17 protein-coding genes are annotated in these 16382 nt (G+C 72.4%); 10 read left to right on the top strand and 7 right to left on the bottom strand.

Features of this window, described 5'->3' with window-relative positions; translation table 11 throughout:
• Positions 1 to 19: 19 nt before the first annotated feature.
• The 3 genes from AB0389_RS13405 to AB0389_RS13395 all read right to left on the bottom strand — a co-directional run bounded on the left by AB0389_RS13405 (position 20) and on the right by AB0389_RS13395 (position 2503).
• Positions 20 to 1099 carry a Gfo/Idh/MocA family oxidoreductase gene (locus AB0389_RS13405; RefSeq protein WP_366395503.1) on the bottom strand — a complete coding sequence of 360 codons (1080 nt, stop codon included), beginning with the start codon at positions 1097 to 1099 and terminating at the stop codon, positions 20 to 22.
• Positions 1084 to 1743: a ThuA domain-containing protein gene (locus AB0389_RS13400; RefSeq protein WP_366395501.1), complete on the bottom strand. Its 660-nt coding sequence runs from the start codon at positions 1741 to 1743 to the stop codon at positions 1084 to 1086. Before AB0389_RS13400 ends, AB0389_RS13405 begins: the two co-directional genes overlap by 16 nt.
• Before the next feature lie 109 nt (positions 1744 to 1852).
• Positions 1853 to 2503, bottom strand: a complete 651-nt coding sequence (locus AB0389_RS13395) for a glycerophosphodiester phosphodiesterase family protein (RefSeq protein WP_366395500.1) — start codon at positions 2501 to 2503, stop codon at positions 1853 to 1855.
• Between the two features lie 279 nt (positions 2504 to 2782).
• Here AB0389_RS13395 and AB0389_RS13390 point away from each other — a divergent pair, with 279 nt between their 5' ends.
• From AB0389_RS13390 to AB0389_RS13380, 3 genes are read left to right on the top strand one after another with little or no spacing between them, the layout of a single operon-like run.
• Positions 2783 to 4267, top strand: a complete 1485-nt coding sequence (locus tag AB0389_RS13390; protein ID WP_366395499.1) for a DUF6421 family protein — start codon at positions 2783 to 2785, stop codon at positions 4265 to 4267.
• Positions 4268 to 4293: 26 nt separating this feature from the next.
• Positions 4294 to 5043: an SDR family NAD(P)-dependent oxidoreductase gene (locus AB0389_RS13385; RefSeq protein ID WP_366395498.1), complete on the top strand. Its 750-nt coding sequence runs from the start codon at positions 4294 to 4296 to the stop codon at positions 5041 to 5043.
• Positions 5022 to 6143 (top strand): low specificity L-threonine aldolase, encoded by a 1122-nt coding sequence (locus tag AB0389_RS13380; RefSeq protein WP_366395497.1) that lies wholly within the window; start codon positions 5022 to 5024, stop codon positions 6141 to 6143. Before AB0389_RS13385 ends, AB0389_RS13380 begins: the two co-directional genes overlap by 22 nt.
• Before the next feature lie 76 nt (positions 6144 to 6219).
• On the opposite strand, the gene AB0389_RS13375 is transcribed toward AB0389_RS13380, so the two are convergent.
• Positions 6220 to 6948, bottom strand: coding sequence for a lysophospholipid acyltransferase family protein (locus AB0389_RS13375; protein ID WP_366395496.1), 729 nt, complete (start codon positions 6946 to 6948; stop codon positions 6220 to 6222).
• A 137-nt stretch (positions 6949 to 7085) separates the two neighbouring features.
• Positions 7086 to 7508, bottom strand: coding sequence for a DUF4395 domain-containing protein (locus AB0389_RS13370; protein WP_366395495.1), 423 nt, complete (start codon positions 7506 to 7508; stop codon positions 7086 to 7088).
• Positions 7509 to 7582: 74 nt separating this feature from the next.
• Here AB0389_RS13370 and AB0389_RS13365 point away from each other — a divergent pair, with 74 nt between their 5' ends.
• From AB0389_RS13365 to AB0389_RS13345, 5 genes are all read left to right on the top strand, one after another.
• A complete protein-coding gene (locus AB0389_RS13365; RefSeq protein WP_366395589.1) occupies positions 7583 to 7999 on the top strand; it encodes a thioredoxin family protein in 417 nt (138 codons plus the stop codon).
• A gap of 169 nt (positions 8000 to 8168) precedes the next feature.
• Positions 8169 to 8675 (top strand): flavin reductase family protein, encoded by a 507-nt coding sequence (locus AB0389_RS13360; protein ID WP_366395494.1) that lies wholly within the window; start codon positions 8169 to 8171, stop codon positions 8673 to 8675.
• 204 nt (positions 8676 to 8879) lie between these two features.
• Positions 8880 to 9665, top strand: coding sequence for an electron transfer flavoprotein subunit beta/FixA family protein (locus AB0389_RS13355; RefSeq protein ID WP_366395493.1), 786 nt, complete (start codon positions 8880 to 8882; stop codon positions 9663 to 9665).
• Between the two features lie 231 nt (positions 9666 to 9896).
• Positions 9897 to 10859 (top strand): electron transfer flavoprotein subunit alpha/FixB family protein, encoded by a 963-nt coding sequence (locus AB0389_RS13350; RefSeq protein WP_366395492.1) that lies wholly within the window; start codon positions 9897 to 9899, stop codon positions 10857 to 10859.
• A 191-nt stretch (positions 10860 to 11050) separates the two neighbouring features.
• The gene (locus AB0389_RS13345) at positions 11051 to 12346 is read left to right on the top strand and encodes an aldolase (protein WP_366395491.1); all 1296 of its coding nucleotides are present in this window, start codon (positions 11051 to 11053) and stop codon (positions 12344 to 12346) included.
• A gap of 18 nt (positions 12347 to 12364) precedes the next feature.
• On the opposite strand, the gene AB0389_RS13340 is transcribed toward AB0389_RS13345, so the two are convergent.
• Positions 12365 to 13408 carry a LacI family DNA-binding transcriptional regulator gene (locus tag AB0389_RS13340; RefSeq protein ID WP_366395490.1) on the bottom strand — a complete coding sequence of 348 codons (1044 nt, stop codon included), beginning with the start codon at positions 13406 to 13408 and terminating at the stop codon, positions 12365 to 12367.
• Positions 13409 to 13571: 163 nt separating this feature from the next.
• Between AB0389_RS13340 and AB0389_RS13335 the strand changes: the two genes are divergently transcribed.
• Positions 13572 to 14537, top strand: coding sequence for an ROK family protein (locus AB0389_RS13335; protein ID WP_366395489.1), 966 nt, complete (start codon positions 13572 to 13574; stop codon positions 14535 to 14537).
• A gap of 18 nt (positions 14538 to 14555) precedes the next feature.
• Here the strand turns inward: AB0389_RS13335 and AB0389_RS13330 are convergent, their stop codons facing one another.
• Positions 14556 to 14978: a hypothetical protein gene (locus AB0389_RS13330; protein WP_366395488.1), complete on the bottom strand. Its 423-nt coding sequence runs from the start codon at positions 14976 to 14978 to the stop codon at positions 14556 to 14558.
• A 259-nt stretch (positions 14979 to 15237) separates the two neighbouring features.
• Between AB0389_RS13330 and AB0389_RS13325 the strand changes: the two genes are divergently transcribed.
• Entirely contained in the window at positions 15238 to 16275 is a 1038-nt protein-coding gene (locus AB0389_RS13325; RefSeq protein ID WP_366395487.1) for an NUDIX domain-containing protein, read from the top strand.
• Positions 16276 to 16382 lie beyond the last annotated feature (107 nt).

The following is a 16382-nucleotide window of genomic DNA, read 5'->3' as shown; positions in this document are numbered from 1 at the left end:
GCCCGGCCGTTGAGCGCCGCTACAGGCGCACCGGCTCCGGCCGCTCGCAGTCGCTCACGACCTTCAGCGTCCGGCCCTCCCGCGCCGCGTCGAGCAGGGTGAGCATCACGTCCAGGACATGGCGCGCGAGTTCGGCCGAGGCCCGGTGCGGCCGGTCCTCGGCCAGCGCCCGCGCCAGGTCGGCGAGTCCGACTCCGCGCGCCGCTCCCGGAATTCCGGCCGAGACGGGCAGGACCGTCCACTCCCCGCCCGCCGGGTGCAGCTCCACGGGCCCGTCGAAGTTGTTCGGATCGGGCACCGACAGGGAGCCCGCCGTACCGTGCACCTCGATGCGCGGCAGCCGGGCGGCCTGGATGTCGAAGCTCATCACCAGCGTGGTCAGCGCCCCGCCCGTGTGCCGCAGCACCCCGGTGACATGGGTGTCCACCGCCACCCCGAACCGCTCGCCCGCGCGCGGCCCGCTGCCGATCTCCCGCTCCGCCCGGGGCCGGGAGGCCGCGCCGGTCACTTCCACGACCGGGCCCAGCAGATGCACCAGCGCGGAGAGATAGTAGGGGCCCATGTCGAGCAGCGGCCCGCCGCCGGGACGGTAGTAGAACTCCGGGTCCGGGTGCCAGCGTTCGTGTCCCGCGGTGGTCATGAAGGCCGTCGCCGCCACCGGCGTGCCGATCAGCCCGCCGTCGACCGCCGCGCGCGCGGTCTGGACGCCCGTGCCCAGTACGGTGTCGGGCGCGCAGCCCAGCCGTACCCCGGCAGCCGCGGCGGCGGCCAGCAGCCCGTCCGCCTCCGCGCGCGTGGTGGCCAGCGGCTTCTCGCCGTACACGTGCTTCCCGGCGGCGAGGGCGGCGAGCGCGACCTCCGCGTGGACGGCGGGGACGGTCAGGTTCAGCACGGCGTCCACATCGTCCCGTACGACAAGCTCCGCCACCGAGGCGGCGACGGCCGCGCCCGGCACCCTGGCGGCCACCGCGCCGGCGCGGTCCTGGTCGAGGTCCGTGACGGCGGTGAGGCGCACCTCGGCCAGCCGCTCCAGGGTGTCCAGATAGGCGCCGCTGATGGCGCCCGCCCCGACGACACCGATCCTCAGCGGCTCGCCCACAGCAGCCCCCTCTCGGTGAGCGTCCGTACCTCGGGCACATCGAAATCGTCCGGCTTGTGGCCGATGGCCGAGACGAAGACCCGCCCCGCGCCCCAGCTCCTGGTCCACACCGCGGGCATGGTGACCGGCCGGGAACGCTCCTCGTCCGCCGCGAACTCCGTTGTCGCCAGGACGTCGATCAGCGGATCCGTGGCCAGCCAGTACTTCTCCGTATGGACCCGGAAGTCGCCGAGCCCGGCGATCACCGGATGGTCGGCGCGCTCCTTGACGAGCGTCACACCGTGCTCGGAGAAGCCGGCCGGGTGCATGAGGAACTGGCCGCCGGTCAGCAGCTGGTAGCCGAGATCGCCGCGGAAGGAGTCGACGATCCCGCCGTGCCAGCCGGCCAGCCCCGTACCCGCCAGGACCGCGGCCGAGAGCCCCGCGCTCTGCTCCCCGGACAGCTCGCCCATCGTCCAGCACTGCACCACCAGATCGGTGGCGGCGAGCAGTGCGGCGTCGGTGTAGACGTCCAGGGAGTCGGATATCCGTACGGCGTAGCCGTGGTCGCGCAGGAAGGGCAGGAACAGCTCCGTGGTCGCCACGGGCTGGTGTCCCTCCCAGCCGCCACGGACGACAAGGGCCTGCCGCGCTTCGGATGTCACGTCGTCGCACACTCCTCTTCAGGGTCGTTCGGATCCGGTCCGCCAGGAACCACGCGGCGTCACGCGGATACCGGGGCGCCCCGGTGACCCTGCCCGCCCGGGCCGTTGGTTACGCCGTGAACCGGCCGGCGCGCCGGATCTCCGGGAGGTCGGTGGTCACCGCCGCCAGCCCGAACGCCCGCGCCAGCCGCAGCTGGTCCGGTGTGTTCACCACCCAGCCGATGATGCCGAGCCCCTCGCCGTGCGCGCGCTCCACGGTCTCCAGGTTCAGCCGGCGGATGTTCAGCGCCAGCGAGGCGGCGCCCACGGCCGTGGCCCGGTCCACCACGTCCGCGTCCCAGCGGCTCGCGATCAGCACCGTACGCACGCCGGGCACCAGCGCGGCGATCTCGGCGACCGCCTCGTCGTGGAACGACGACACCTCCACCCGCTCCACGAGCCCGTGCGCGTGCATCACCTCCGCCAGGGCGCGCGCCGCCGCCACATCCTTGATCTCGGCCTGGACCGGTGACCCGACGGCGTCCAGCACCTCCTCGAAGACCGGCACGCGCTCGCCCAGCCCCGCGTCAAGCTCGCGCAGCTCGGCGAGCGTCCGGTCGGCGATGGCGCCCGTACCGTCGGTCGTACGGTCCACCGTGGTGTCGTGCATGACGACGAGAGCGCCGTCCTTGCTCAGATGCAGATCCAGCTCGATGGCGTCCATACCGGCCCGCTCGGCGTGCCGGAAGGAGCGCAGGGTGTTCTCCGGTTCGACACCCATCACTCCGCGGTGACCGATGGTGTGGAAAGTCAAGACTCTCTCGCTTCCGTCGACGGCGGCTCGGCGCCCGAGCCTAGTCCCAGGCGGTGGAGCTGCCGCCTGAGCGACCCGGAGATACGGTGGAAGTAAGCGCGGCGACGCCATATCGCCGGAAGAACTGCGGTGACCATGGGGTTACGGCCGGATAATTTCTTCCAGCGCCGCTTGTCCGGGTGATCCAGCGGCCTATACGGTGAGGTCAGCGCCAGATGCGCCAGGTTCTACGGTGAGGGACGTGACATGACGGAAATTCTTGCGCAGGACGCCGCCGCATCCGGTGAATCCGCCGCGACCGGTGGATTCGGTGGATCCGAGGCCGCCGCCGGCGCCGATGGTGCGCGGGTGACCGATCACCCGGCCTGGCCGGAACTCCGCGCCGCCGTCGAGGAGATCCGCCCCTGGCAGTCGCCGGACGGCTCGATCGACTTCGACGCCGAGGGCGCCCCGGCGCGCGCGCTCGTCGAGGTCACCCTGGACCGGGTGATCGCCGCCGTCGAGCAGCTCTCCCCGCTGCTTCCCCACGACGCGGCCTACCACGCCGCCGCAGTGTCCGACCTGCGTAAATGGGCCGACAGCGGCTTCGCGGTCCCCGACTTCCTGGACTCGCTGCTCGCCTTCAGGCCCGCCGCCGACCGCGCGGACGGCCGCCGGCACCTCGCCGTGTTCCCCATGTACACGCAGAACGGCAACCCGGACCGCAATCTGGAGGCCGTCGTGGTGCGCATGGTCTGGCCCGAGTGGCTGGCCGAGCTGGAGCGCACCCGCTACGACAACCCGCTCTTCTGCGGCATCACCTTCGAGGACTTCACCTCCGGGTACGACACCAACTCCGCCGTCTTCTTCCCCGAGACGATCGCCGTGCGCGAGGCACCCGAGCGGTTCAGCTGGGGCGGGATCTTCTGCGACCGGGAGGCGGCCCGCTTCCGCCGGGTCACCGAGGCGGCGGTCGGCACCCTCGGCGTCGAGCTCCCCGACGACCTGCGCGCCATGGTCGCCGACCAGCAGCGCTGCCAGCAGGCGTTCGTCCTCTGGGACATGATCCACGACCGCACGCACAGCCACGGCGATCTGCCCTTCGACCCCTTCATGATCAAGCAGCGCCAGCCGTTCTGGATGTACGGGCTCGAAGAGCTGCGCTGCGACCTCACCGCCTTCCGCGAGGCGGTACGGCTGGAGGCCGACGGCTTCCCGCAGGGCCGTGACGTCCAGTTCGCCGTCCTCTTCGACCGGATGTTCCGCTTCCCGGTCACCGGCGCCCGCGTGAAGAACTACGACGGGCTCGGCGGCCAGCTGCTCTTCTCGTACCTCCACCGGCACGACGTGGTGCGCTGGACCGACAACACCCTGCGCATCGACTGGGCGCGGGCCGCCGAGGTCACCAACCGGCTCTGCGCCGAGATCGAGGACCTCTACCGCGCCGGGATCGACCGCCCCAAGCTCGTCCACTGGTTCGCCGCGTACGACCTGGTCGCGGCGTATCTCCCGCCGCACCCCGGCTCCCGGTGGGCCAAGGGCCCCGACGCGCTCGACCTCACCCAGCCGCCCCGGAAGCTGGTCGACGACGTGCTGCCCGACGAGTTTCCGCTGAGCATGTTCTACGAAGCGCTCTCCAAGAAGCTCAAGAAGGTGATCGAGTCCACCAGGGGCATCACCGGAACCACCCCCGGTGCCACGGACGGCACGACGACCGGCACGACGACCGGCACCGGACGCGTGGCCGCGTGAGCGTCCCGGACAAGGAGACCAACCGAATGGACACCGACAGCCGTCTCGCCGGCCTCGTCGTCGCCGTGGCCGGAGCCGCGGGACCGGTCGGCCGCGCCGCCCTGATCCGGCTCGCCGGGGCGGGCGCGACCGTCATCGCGGCGGACGCGGACGCCGAGCGCCTCGCGGAGGCCGTCGACGCGGCCCGGGACGCGCACCCCGCGGCCACCGTCATCGGCGACACCGTCGACCTGCTCGACCCGGCCGCCACGCGCGCGTGGGCCGACCGTACGGAGAAGGAGTTCGGCCGGATCGACGGCCTGGTCCACCTCGTCGGCGGCTGGCGCGGCAGCGCCACCTTCGCGGAGACCGACCTCGCCGACTGGGAACTGCTGGAGAAGCTGCTGATCCGCACCGTCCAGCACACCTCCCTCGCCTTCCACGACGCCCTGCTCCGCGCCGAGCGGGGGCGGTACGTGCTGATCAGCGCGGCCGGCGCGACCAGCCCCACCGCCGGCAACGCCGCCTACTCGGCCGCCAAGGCCGCCGCCGAGGCCTGGACCCTCGCGCTCGCCGACGCCTTCCGCAGGGCCGGGGGCGAGGAGGGCCCCCGGGCCGCGGCTGCCATCCTGGTGATCAAGGCTCTGGTGCACGACGCGCTGCGCGCCGAGCGCCCGAACGCGAAATTCGCGGGCCACACGGACGTTACGGATCTGGCCGAGGCCATCGCCGGTGTCTGGGACCGGCCCGCCAGGGAAGTGAATGGACACCGCCTGTGGCTGACCCCCGAGCCGTGAGGTCCCGTACGACGGACGCCGCCCGCCACCACGATCCCGGGGTGCGCGGCTTCGCCAGCGACAACTACGCGGGCGCCCACCCCGAGATCCTCGCGGCGCTCGCCGTCGCCAACGGCGGCCACCAGACCGCCTACGGCGCGGACGACTACACCGCACACCTCCAGCGCGTCATGTACCGCCATTTCGGCCCGACGGCGGAGACGTTCCCCGTCTTCAACGGCACCGGCGCCAACGTCGTCGCGCTCCAGGCGCTCACCGACCGCTGGGGCGCGGTGATCTGCGCCGAGTCCGCGCACATCAACGTGGACGAGGGCGGGGCGCCCGAGCGGGTCGCCGGGCTCAAGCTGCTCACCGTACCGACGCCCGACGGCAAGCTGACCCCCGAGCTGATCGACCGGCAGGCGTACGGCTGGGACGACGAGCACCGGGCCATGCCGCAGGCCGTGTCGATCACCCAGAACACCGAGCTGGGCACGGTCTACACGCCCGACGAGATCCGCGCGCTCTGCGCCCACGCCCACGGCCTCGGCCTGAAGGTCCATCTCGACGGCGCCCGGATAGCGAACGCCGCCGCGTCCCTGGACGTGCCGATGCGCACCTTCACCAACACCGTCGGCGTGGACGTCCTCTCCTACGGAGGGACGAAGAACGGCATGCTGTTCGGCGAGGCCGTCGTCGTGCTCAACCCGGACGCCGTGCGCGCGATGAAGCATCTGCGGAAGCTGTCCATGCAGCTCGCGTCCAAGATGCGCTTCGTCTCCGTCCAGCTGGAGGCGCTGCTCGCGGGCGATCTGTGGCTGCGCAACGCCCGGCACGCCAACACGATGGCCCAGCGGCTCGCGGCGGGCGTGCGGGCGGTGGACGGCGTGGAGATCCTCCATCCGGTCCAGGCCAACGCGGTCTTCGCCCGGCTGCCGCACGAGGTGAGCGTGCGCCTCCAGGAACGGTTCCGCTTCTACTTCTGGGACGAGAAGGCGGGCGACGTCCGCTGGATGTGCTCCTTCGACACGACCGAGGACGATGTGGACGCCTTCGTGCAGGCGCTCAAGGAGGAGATGGCGGCGGGACAGCCATCGACGAACAGAAATGCGACCGACTGAGCGGCCGGCCCGACACGTCGCGCCGAAGGGCGCGGAGAGACGTTTCCGCCGCCTCCGCGCCCCTCGTCCGGACGTTTCAGTGCTGCTCCGCCGCGCGCGCCTCGGTCGGCGTCGGCGCGGTCCCGCCGAGATGCGCGGGCACCCACCAGGTGTCGTTCGCGTCCTTCGGGCGTACGGGATAGGCGCGCTGGGCCGCCTCCAGCAGCTCCTGCACCCGGTCCCGCAGCCTCCGTGTGATCGCGCCCGCGTACTGGTCGGCGGGGGCCTCCACCTGCTCGCCGACCCGGATCGTCACGGGGATGTGGCTGCGCTTGAAGTTCCGCGGCCGGCCCTTGGTCCACACCCGCTGGGTGCCCCAGAGCGCGACCGGGATCAGCGGTACGCCGGCCTCCTGCGCCATCCGGGCCGCGCCCGACTTGAAGCTCTTCAGCGTGAAGGACTGCGAGATGGTCGCCTCGGGGAAGACCCCGACGATCTCGCCCGCCCGCAGCGAGGCCAGCGCGTGCGCGTACGCCGTCTCGCCCTGCTTGCGGTCCACCGGGATGTGCTTCATACCGCGCATCAGCGGCCCCGAGATCTTGTGCCGGAAGACCTGGTCCTTCGCCATGAAGCGCACCAGGCGCTTCTGGGGCAGGGCGGCGAGTCCGGCGAAGATGAAGTCCAGATAGCTGATGTGGTTACTGACGAGCACGGCGCCCCCGGTGCGCGGGATGTGCTCGGAACCCTGCGTGTCGATCTTCAGGTCCAGCGCCTTGAACATCGTGAGAGCGGCGCCGATGACCGGCCGATAGACGAGCTCTGCCATCTGGGGAGGACCCTTCTGTTCCGGGGAGGGTTCTCCCGGCGGAAGTTACGCAGCCGTAGGTTTTCGGCATTCCGCCGATCGTGCCCCAAACATGGCCGTGAGGCCAGTCCTGGTCTGCGCGCGGGGCGAGATTCTCGTCACGTCAACCTCAATACCGCCACAGAGCGCCGGAACAGCGGATACAGCTCACAGCCCAGGCAGTAGCCGAAGGCCGCGTTGAGGAACGCGGCGGCGAGCGCGCAGCCGGTGGCCACGAGCCCCAGCCACGTCGGCCCCCACAGATAGCCGGCCAGCCCCACCAGCGAGAACACCAGGCCGACCGCCTGGGCGAAGCGCGGCGGAGCGGGCGACTCGAACTCCGCGGGCGGTCCCAGCCGGGGGCGTACGACCGTACGGAAGAGCAGCCCGTACGGCGACCGCGAGACCCCCAGCACCGCGCCCGCCGCGAAGCAGAGCGCCTGCCAGCCCAGCAGGGTCGCGCTGCCGGTGATCAGTACCGCGGCGAGTACAACAGCGGTCAGGGTCGCGCCGAACCGTGGTCCTCGTATGTCGATGTCCATGTCATCAGCATCGCCCATCACTGCTGTTCAGAAGGCCGGGAATATTTTGCGATGGTGTGAACGCTGGTTCTGGGATGGAGACGACAGGACTCGTGGTCTGCGCGGCGGTGCTGGCGGTGGCCGCCGCGTTCGGACTGGTGCGGGGACGCCGTGACGGGAGGCTGAAGGTGCGGGACGACGGTGAGCGGGCGTTCGGCGCGGCGGAGCTCGGCGCCGAGCTGGGGGAGCGGGCCACGCTCGTCCAGTTCTCCAGCGCGTTCTGCCAGCCCTGCCGGGCCACCAGACGCACGCTCAGCGATGTCGCGGGCATGGTCGACGGGGTCGCCCATGTGGAGCTGGACGCCGAGGAACGGCTCGAACTCGTCCGGGAGCTGGGCATTCTCCGGACCCCGACCGTGCTCGTCCTGGACGCCCGGGGGTGTGTGGTCCGCAGAGCGGCCGGCCAGCCGCGCAAGGCCGATGTGATCGCCGCGCTCGGTGAGGCGGTGTGACGGGTGCCCTTGACCGTACCCACCACCTGTCGTCACTCTGACGAAGTGCCCCAAGAACTCCTTCTCTACGGGCGGGCCCACGTGGATCTGGCCCGCAACGCGAGTGCGCGCTGTCCGGGCGCCTGAGCAGCCACGGACCCCATCGCGCCTCTCGCAGAAGGACCCTGACATGACGGCCTCTCCCGATCTTTCGACCCCTCAGCTGGCCTCTCCCGAACTGCTCCGCTCCGTCTTCCGCCGCCACGCGGCGGGCGTCGCGGTCATCACCGCGCGCGGCGAGCGTCCGGTCGGTTTCACCGCCACCTCGCTCAACTCCGTCGCCGCGGAACCGCCCCTGGTCTCCTTCGGTGTGGGCGTCTCGTCGTCCAGCTGGCCGGTGCTGGCCGAGGCGGAGCACATCGGCGTTCACATACTCGGCGAGCACCAGGCCGACCTGGCCGCCACCTTCGCGCGCAGCGGCGCCGACCGGTTCGCCGCGCCCACCGCCTGGCGCGAGGGGCCCGAGGGCGTACCGCTGCTCGACGGCGTACTCGCCTGGCTGGTCTGCCGCGTCGTCGCCCGTGTGCCCGCCGCCGACCACCGGCTGATCGTCGCCAGGGCCGTCGTCGGCGACCCGGCGGGCGCGGGCCGGCCGCTCCTCTACCACCAGGGGCGCTTCAACGCGCTGCGCGACTGAGGGTTCCCGTTTCCGGCTCTCCCGACGCGTTGGCAACGTCACAGTTCCAAGCGCTTGCTCAGCAGCGGCGCCCTGGGTGTACTGGTGAGTAATATATGTACTCCGGTGCACCGGTCCTCCCGACCGGAACGCCCCACCGGGCGCCTATGCTGCTGGAACAAGAACAAGGCAGCCCAGAAATGACGACGCAGTAGGAGAGCCGGCGTGAGCCTGAGGATCGTTGTCTGTGTGAAGTACGTGCCCGACGCCACCGGTGACCGGAGTTTCGCCGATGACCTGACCGTCGACCGCGACGATGTCGACGGTCTGCTGTCGGAGCTGGACGAGTACGCGGTGGAGCAGGCGCTTCAGATCGCGGACGAGGCCGACGACGCGGAGATCACCGTGCTGACGGTCGGTCCGGAGGACGCGAAGGACGCGCTGCGCAAGGCACTGTCCATGGGCGCGGACAAAGCCGTCCATGTCGAGGACGACGATCTGCACGGCACGGACGCGCTGGGCACCTCGCTGGTCCTCGCCAAGGCGATCGAGAAGACCGGCTACGACCTGGTCATCACCGGCATGGCCTCCACCGACGGCGCGATGGGCATCCTCCCGGCGCTCCTCGCCGAGCGGCTGGGCGTCCCGCAGGTCACGCTGCTCTCCGAGGTGAAGGTCGAGGACGGGACGGTCACGGGCCGTCGTGACGGCGACAGCGCCAGCGAGCGGCTGGAGGCGTCGCTGCCCGCGGTCGTATCGGTGACGGACCAGTCGGGCGAGGCCCGTTACCCGTCCTTCAAGGGCATCATGGCCGCCAAGAAGAAGCCGGTCGAGGCGCTGGACCTCTCCGACCTCGACATCGAGGCCGGCGAAGTGGGCCTGGAGGGCGCCAGGACCGTGGTCATCTCGGCGACCGAGCGCCCGGCCCGTACGGCGGGCACGATCGTCAAGGACGAGGGCGAGGGCGGCAAGCAGCTCGCCGAGTTCCTCGCGGGCCAGAAGTTCATCTAGGGCGTGTTTAGAAAGTCCCGCCTGCCTGGCGACGCCTGGCACGCACGCTCGCCGCGTTGTCGGGATCACCCCAGTACGTCCAGTACTGGGGCGACCCTCCGCCTTGCGATCGCACGCACCAGACGCCGCCAGGCCCGCCCTACGGGCGGACGGCGCTACTTTCTCAACACGCCCTAGGTCCGCCCCCTCACCGCCCCTCTCAGGCTTCGCAATCCGCAGGAGATCGCACCCATGGCTGAAGTTCTCGTCTATGTCGACCACGTGGACGGTGCCGTCCGCAAGCCCACCCTGGAGCTGCTGACGCTCGCCCGCCGCCTCGGCGAGCCCGTCGCGCTCGCCCTCGGCCCCGGCGCCGAGGCCACCGCCCCCGCCCTCGCCGAGCACGGCGCGGTGAAGGTCCTCACCGCCGACGCCCCCGAGTTCGCCGACTACCTGGTCGTCCCCAAGGTCGACGCCCTCCAGGCCGCCTACGACGCCGTCTCCCCGGCCGCCGTGCTGCTGCCGTCGTCCGCGGAGACCAAGGAGATCGCCGCCCGTCTCGCGGTCCGTATCGGCGCCGGCATCATCACCGACGCCACCGACCTGGAGGCCGGCGACGACGGCCCGGTCGCCACCCAGGCGGTGTTCGCCGCCGCGTACACGACCAAGTCCCGGGTGTCCCAGGGCACTCCGGTCATCACCGTCAAGCCCAACTCCGCCGCCGTCGAGCCCGCTCCGGCCGCCGGCGCGGTCGAGGCGCTGACGGTCTCGTTCGGCGCGCTGGCGACCGGTACGAAGGTCGTCTCCCGCACCCCGCGCGAGTCGACGGGCCGTCCTGAGCTGACCGAGGCCGCGATCGTCGTCTCCGGCGGACGCGGCGTCAACGGCGCCGAGAACTTCGCGATCATCGAGGCCCTGGCCGACTCGCTCGGCGCGGCCGTCGGCGCCTCCCGCGCCGCCGTCGACGCCGGCTGGTACCCGCACGCCAGCCAGGTCGGCCAGACCGGCAAGTCGGTCGCCCCGCAGCTCTACATCGCCTCCGGTATCTCCGGCGCCATCCAGCACCGCGCCGGCATGCAGACGTCCAAGACCATCGTCGCGGTCAACAAGGACGCCGAGGCGCCCATCTTCGACCTCGTCGACTACGGCGTCGTCGGCGACCTCTTCACGGTCGTCCCGCAGCTCACCGAAGAGATCAAGAGCCGCAAGGGCTGAGACCGGCCCTGCCGTCCTGACGGTCCCGGGGCCGCGTGGTGATCCTCACCGCGCGGCCCCGTCTCATGTCCTGTCGGCCGTCCTGCCGCCCGTCCGGCTGTCATTGACGCGCGCCGCCGCCGCCGCTTAGCTTCGCTCAACGGATTGTTGATTCCGCAGGCCGGAACAGTGCTGAGTGGAGAGGTGCCGCGATGGGACAGCAGGAGAAGGCCGTCACCAGTCTCCCGGCCGCGGTGACGGAGGCCGTCGGCGCCTTCCTCGCGCCGGTCGACGCGGAGCTCGCCCGGCGCTACCCGGGCGACCCGGTGACCCGGCAGCCCGTCCACACCGTCTACGTACCCGCCGACGCCTTCCACGCCGGCACCGTCCGCTCCTGGGGCGACCAGGCGCTGGCCGCACTTGACGAACACGCCCCGGACGCCGCCTCGCTGGGGCGCGTACTCGGCCTCTCCGACGCGCTGGCGGGCCCGGTGTACGAGCGGGTACGGGACAAGCTCACCCGCGAGCCCGTCGAGGATCTGCGCGTCGACTTCGAGGACGGCTACGGCCCGCGCCCGGACGACGAGGAGGACGCGGCGGCCACCCGCGCCGCCCGGCTCGTCCACGCGGCGTACGCGGACGGCACGGCCGCCCCGTACATGGGCATCCGCGTGAAGTGCCTCGAGGCGTCCGTCAGGGACCGCGCCGTACGGACCCTCGACCTCTTCCTCAGCGGGCTGCTGGCGGCCGGCGGCCTCCCCGGGGGGCTCGTCCTGACCCTCCCGAAGGTCACCTACGCCGAGCAGGTCACGGCGATGACGCGGCTGCTCGGCGCGTTCGAGGAGGCGCGGGCCCTGGAGCCGGGACGGCTCGGCTTCGAGATCCAGATCGAGACCAGCCAGTCCATCCTGGCCGCCGACGGCACCGCCACCGTGGCCCGGATGATCGACGCGGCCGGCGGCCGGGCCACCGGACTGCACTACGGCACGTTCGACTACAGCGCCTGCGTCGGCGTCAGCGCCGCGTACCAGTCCAGCGACCACCCCGCCGCCGACCACGCCAAGGCCGTCATGCAGGTCGCCGCCGCCGGCACCGGCGTACGGGTCAGCGACGGCTCCACCAACGTCCTGCCGGTCGGCCCCACGGACCGCGTCCACGAGGCGTGGCGGCTGCACTACGGACTGACCCGGCGCGCCCTCGCCCGCGCCTACTACCAGGGCTGGGACATGCACCCGGGGCATCTGCCCACCCGCTACGCCGCCGTCTACGCCTTCTACCGCGAGGGACTGGAACCCGCCGCGGCCCGGCTGGCCGCCTACGTCGCCAGGGCGGGCGGCGCGGTCATGGACGAGCCGGCCACCGCCAAGGCGCTCAGCGGCCATCTGCTGCGCGGACTCGACTGCGGCGCCCTGGACGACGACGAGGTCACCGGGCTGACCGGACTGACCCGCGCCGACCTGGAGACCTTCCGCGACCCCCGCCGCGCGCCCGCTGCGGCGGCCGGGTAGGCCCGCCGCGGTGCCCGTCTACCCGTCCGCCGGCGGCGGGATCTCGCCGGAGCCCCGGGCGATCAGCCGTGTCGGCAGGACGACATGGGCCGGCGCCTCCAGCCCGCCGTCCAGCCGGTGGAAGAGCCGCTCCGCCGCCCTGCGGCCCAGGGTGGCCGCGTCCTGCGCGATGACCGTGACGCCCGGGTCCAGCAGATCGGCCAGCTCGATGTCGTCGAAGCTGACCAGCGCGACCGGGCGTTCGTGCGCCGCCAGTACCCGCAGCACCGTCACCGTCACCCGGTTGTTGCCGGTGAGGATCGCCGTGACCGGCTCGGGCCTGCCGAGCATCGCGACGACGGCCTCGTGCACCCGGCGCGGCGCCGTCGTACCGAGCGAGACCCAGTCGGCGTCGATCGCCAGCCCCGCGTCGGCCATCGCCGTACGGTAGCCGCGCAGCCGTTCGCTCGCGGTGTGGATGCCCGGCTGGTCGCCGATGAAGCCGATCCTGCGATGGCCGTGGGCGATCAGGTGCGCGGCGCCCGAGCGGGCGCCGCCGAAGCTGTCGGAGAGCACCGCGTCCGCGTCGATCCGGCCGGCGGGCCGGTCCACGAAGACCGTCGCCACCCCCGCCTTGATCTCCGGCTCCAGATAACGGTGGTCGTGCCCGGCGGGGATCACGATCAGCCCGTCCACCCGGCGCGCGCAGAGCGCCAGCACCAACTCCTGCTCGCGGGCCGGGTCCTCGGCGCTCGATCCGTTGATCAGCAGCGCGCCGTGCGCCCGTGCCACCTCCTCCACGGCCCGGTTCAGCGGACCGTAGAACGGGTCCGCGAGATCCTCCAGGACCAGTCCGATGCTCGACGTACGGCCCTTGCGCAGGACGCGCGCCGAGTCATTGCGGCGGAAGCCCAGCGCGTCTATCGCCTCCTGCACCCGGCGCTCGGTGTCGGCGGTGACCCCGGCCTCGCCGTTGACCACGCGGGAGACCGTCTTGAGCCCCACTCCGGCGCGCGCGGCGACATCCTTCATCGTGGGCCGGTTGCCATAGCGACTCTCGGGGCGGCGGGCGGTATCTGCCACAGTGCGCGGTCCTGTCGTTCTCGGCGGTACGTGCGGGGCGGGTGGCGTCGAGCATAAGGCCTGGACAACGTTGTCAAGTGAATGGAGACTGTGTCACGAAACAGTAGTTCCGTACATCTCCCCGTAAGGGGAGATACCTCAATCGCCGGGAGATCCGAGACCGATGCCTACCGAATCCGTCGCCGCGCTCGACATCGGCGGAACCAAGATCGCCGGTGCGTTGGTGGACAGTGGGGGCAGGATCCTCGTCCGGGCCCAACGGCCCACGCCCGCGCGGGAGGACGGCGAGACGGTGATGCGCGCCGTCGAGGAGGTCCTCGCGGAGGTGGCGGCCTCGCCGCTCTGGTCGTCGGCCACGGCCGTCGGCGTCGGCAGCGCCGGGCCCGTGGACGCCTCCGCCGGTACGGTCAGCCCGGTCAATGTCCCCGGCTGGCGCGGGTTCCCGCTGGTCGAGCGGGTCAGGGCGGCCACCGGCGGGCTGCCGGTGACGCTCGTCGGCGACGGGGTCGCCATCGCGGCGGCGGAGCACTGGCAGGGCGCCGCCCGCGGTTACGACGACGCGCTGTGCATGGTGGTCTCCACCGGCGTCGGCGGCGGTCTCGTGCTCGACGGCCGGCTCCACCCGGGGCCGAGCGGGAACGCCGGTCACATCGGTCACATCAGCGTCGATCTGGACGGCGACCCCTGCCCGTGCGGCTCCCGGGGCTGCGTCGAACGCATCGCGAGCGGCCCGAACATCGCCCGCAGGGCGCTGGAGAACGGCTGGCGCCCGGGGCCCGACGGCGACGCCTCCGCCGCCGCCGTGGCCGCCGCCGCGCGGGCCGGGCACCCGGTGGCGATCGCCTCGTTCGACCGGGCCGCCCGGGCGCTGGCCGCCGGGATCGCCGCGACGGCCGCGCTGGCCGACATCCGTATCGCCGTCATCGGCGGCGGAGTGGCCAACGCGGGCGAGGTGCTCTTCGCCCCGCTGCGCCGCTCCCTGCGGGACTACGCGACGCTCTCGTACGTCCGGGACCTGGAGATCGTCCCGGCGCGCATGGGCACGGACGCGGGCCTGGTGGGCGCGGCGGCCGCCGCGCTGCTGGAGAGCCGGGACGGTACGGAGGAGCCCGCGGTCGTCGGCGGCTGAGCCCCGCCCGCCCAGGGGTCAGCGCGGCGTCTGGCAGGCCAGCCGCTGGCTGCCCCGGAACTTCACACAGAGCTCGGTGCCGGTGCCGGTGTCCCCGGTCGGCCAGGTGTACGTCAGCGCCTTGCCGGACCGGGTGGCCGTCGCCGTCGAGACGAGCCGGCCGCCCCGATGGAGCGACACCTCGTGGGTGGTGAGATCCGCGGGCGGGTTCGTCCAGATGCCGGTGACCGCGTTCCTGGCGCCCTGCCCCTCCAGCCGGATGCAGATCTGCGGCCCGGAGAAGTGGTGGGTGCAGGCGCTGCTGTCGGCCGCGGCGGGGGCGGCCGACAGGGAGAGGGCGAGGCCCGTCAGCGCGAGCGTCAGGGCGGACCGCCCGCGCCGCTCGTGCCGCCGGGGCCGCCGGGGTACGGCGAGCGTTCTGGGCATGACTGTCCGGCGCATGAGGAACCCCCTGAGTCCGCGGTGTCCGCGGTGTCCGCGTGGTGGATCCGGACCACGCTCCGGATCGTATGGGACCTCCAACGATGCTCCTGGTGCCCGTGTTACGGCCCGACGGCCTCGGAACGGCAACGAACCGGCCACGGCTCCGTACAGCCGTCCGCACCCCCGTCCGGCCGGGCGCACGCTCGGCCCCGGGCGGGTGTTTCCGTGGCAGGGTGTTGCGGGCAGTCCTCTGGGGGCTACCGGAATAGGGGGAACCGTGATCGTCTGGATCAACGGTGCGTTCGGAGCGGGCAAGACGAGCACCGCGCGTGAACTGACCGACCTGCTCCCGAACTGCACTCTGTACGACCCCGAGCCGACCGGCGCGGGACTGGCGCAGCTGCTCCCGCAGAAGCGGCTCGCCGAGGTGAGCGATTTTCAGGACCTGCCGATCTGGCGCCGGCTGGTGGTCGACACCGCGGCCGCGCTGCTGGCTGAAGTGGGCGGGGTGCTGGTCGTCCCGATGACGCTGCTGCGCCAGGAGTACCGGGACGAGATATTCGGCGGCCTGGCCGCGCGCCGGATCCCGGTACGGCATGTGCTGCTGGCAACAGACGAAACGATCCTTCGCAAGCGGATCGCGGGCCACGCCGCCCATGGCGACGACCACGAGGCCAACGAGGCCCACCGGCGGTGGTGCTACGAGCACGTCGAACCGTACCGGGCCGCCCTCGGCTGGCTCACCGGCGACGCCCACCTCATCGACAACACCCGGCTCACGGCCCGGCAGACGGCCGTGTCGCTCGCGGCGGCGGTGCAGACCGGCGCGGCCGGGGTGTGCGAGATCGTCCAGACGCCGGACCCGACCGCCGAGACCGTCGCGGCGGGCGTACTGCTCTTCGACGAGCGCGACCGGGTCCTGCTGGTCGACCCCACCTACAAGCCCGGCTGGGAGTTCCCCGGCGGAGTGGTGGAGCGGGGCGAGGCGCCCGCGCGCGCCGGAATCCGCGAGGTCGCCGAGGAGATAGGCATCGAACTCGACCGGGTGCCCGGCCTGCTGGTGGTCGACTGGGAGCCCGCCCGGCCGCCGGGCTACGGCGGTCTGCGGCTGCTCTTCGACGGCGGCCTGCTGACGGCCGGGGACGCGGGACGGCTCCTGCTGCCGGGTCCCGAGCTGCGGGGCTGGCGCTTCGTAACCGAGGAGGAGGCGGCCGAGCTGCTGCCCCCGGCCCGCTACGCGCGGCTGCGCTGGGCGCTGCGGGCCAGGGAGCGCGGGGTGGCGCTCAACCTGGAGGACGGAGTCCCGGTCGGCTGACAGGGCCCCCGGGCCTCCCCCGGACGAAAGCACGGAGGGAGGCCCGGACAAGAGCCAGGAGGAAGGCCCGGACGAGAGCCCGGAGGGAGGCCCGGAGGCCGGCCGGC

This window comes from Streptomyces sp. NPDC093109 (assembly GCF_040701725.1).
GTDB lineage: Bacteria > Actinomycetota > Actinomycetes > Streptomycetales > Streptomycetaceae > Streptomyces.
The sequence above is the reverse complement of the archived record's forward strand: the minus strand, read 5'-3'. Positions and strand labels throughout refer to the sequence as shown.

Excerpts from the sequence above, each read along its gene's own strand:
- AB0389_RS13345 (WP_366395491.1), top strand. The coding sequence starts at position 11,051 with ATGGGACAGCAGGAGAAGGCCGTCACCAGTCTCCCGGCCGCGGTGACG.
- AB0389_RS13370 (WP_366395495.1), bottom strand. The coding sequence starts at position 7,508 with ATGGACATCGACATACGAGGACCACGGTTCGGCGCGACCCTGACCGCT.
- AB0389_RS13385 (WP_366395498.1), top strand. The coding sequence starts at position 4,294 with ATGGACACCGACAGCCGTCTCGCCGGCCTCGTCGTCGCCGTGGCCGGA.
- AB0389_RS13395 (WP_366395500.1), bottom strand. The coding sequence starts at position 2,503 with ATGGGTGTCGAACCGGAGAACACCCTGCGCTCCTTCCGGCACGCCGAG.
- AB0389_RS13390 (WP_366395499.1), top strand. The coding sequence starts at position 2,783 with ATGACGGAAATTCTTGCGCAGGACGCCGCCGCATCCGGTGAATCCGCC.
- AB0389_RS13330 (WP_366395488.1), bottom strand. The coding sequence starts at position 14,978 with ATGCGCCGGACAGTCATGCCCAGAACGCTCGCCGTACCCCGGCGGCCC.
- AB0389_RS13365 (WP_366395589.1), top strand. The coding sequence starts at position 7,583 with ATGGAGACGACAGGACTCGTGGTCTGCGCGGCGGTGCTGGCGGTGGCC.
- AB0389_RS13375 (WP_366395496.1), bottom strand. The coding sequence starts at position 6,948 with ATGGCAGAGCTCGTCTATCGGCCGGTCATCGGCGCCGCTCTCACGATG.
- AB0389_RS13350 (WP_366395492.1), top strand. The coding sequence starts at position 9,897 with ATGGCTGAAGTTCTCGTCTATGTCGACCACGTGGACGGTGCCGTCCGC.
- AB0389_RS13335 (WP_366395489.1), top strand. The coding sequence starts at position 13,572 with ATGCCTACCGAATCCGTCGCCGCGCTCGACATCGGCGGAACCAAGATC.
- AB0389_RS13360 (WP_366395494.1), top strand. The coding sequence starts at position 8,169 with ATGACGGCCTCTCCCGATCTTTCGACCCCTCAGCTGGCCTCTCCCGAA.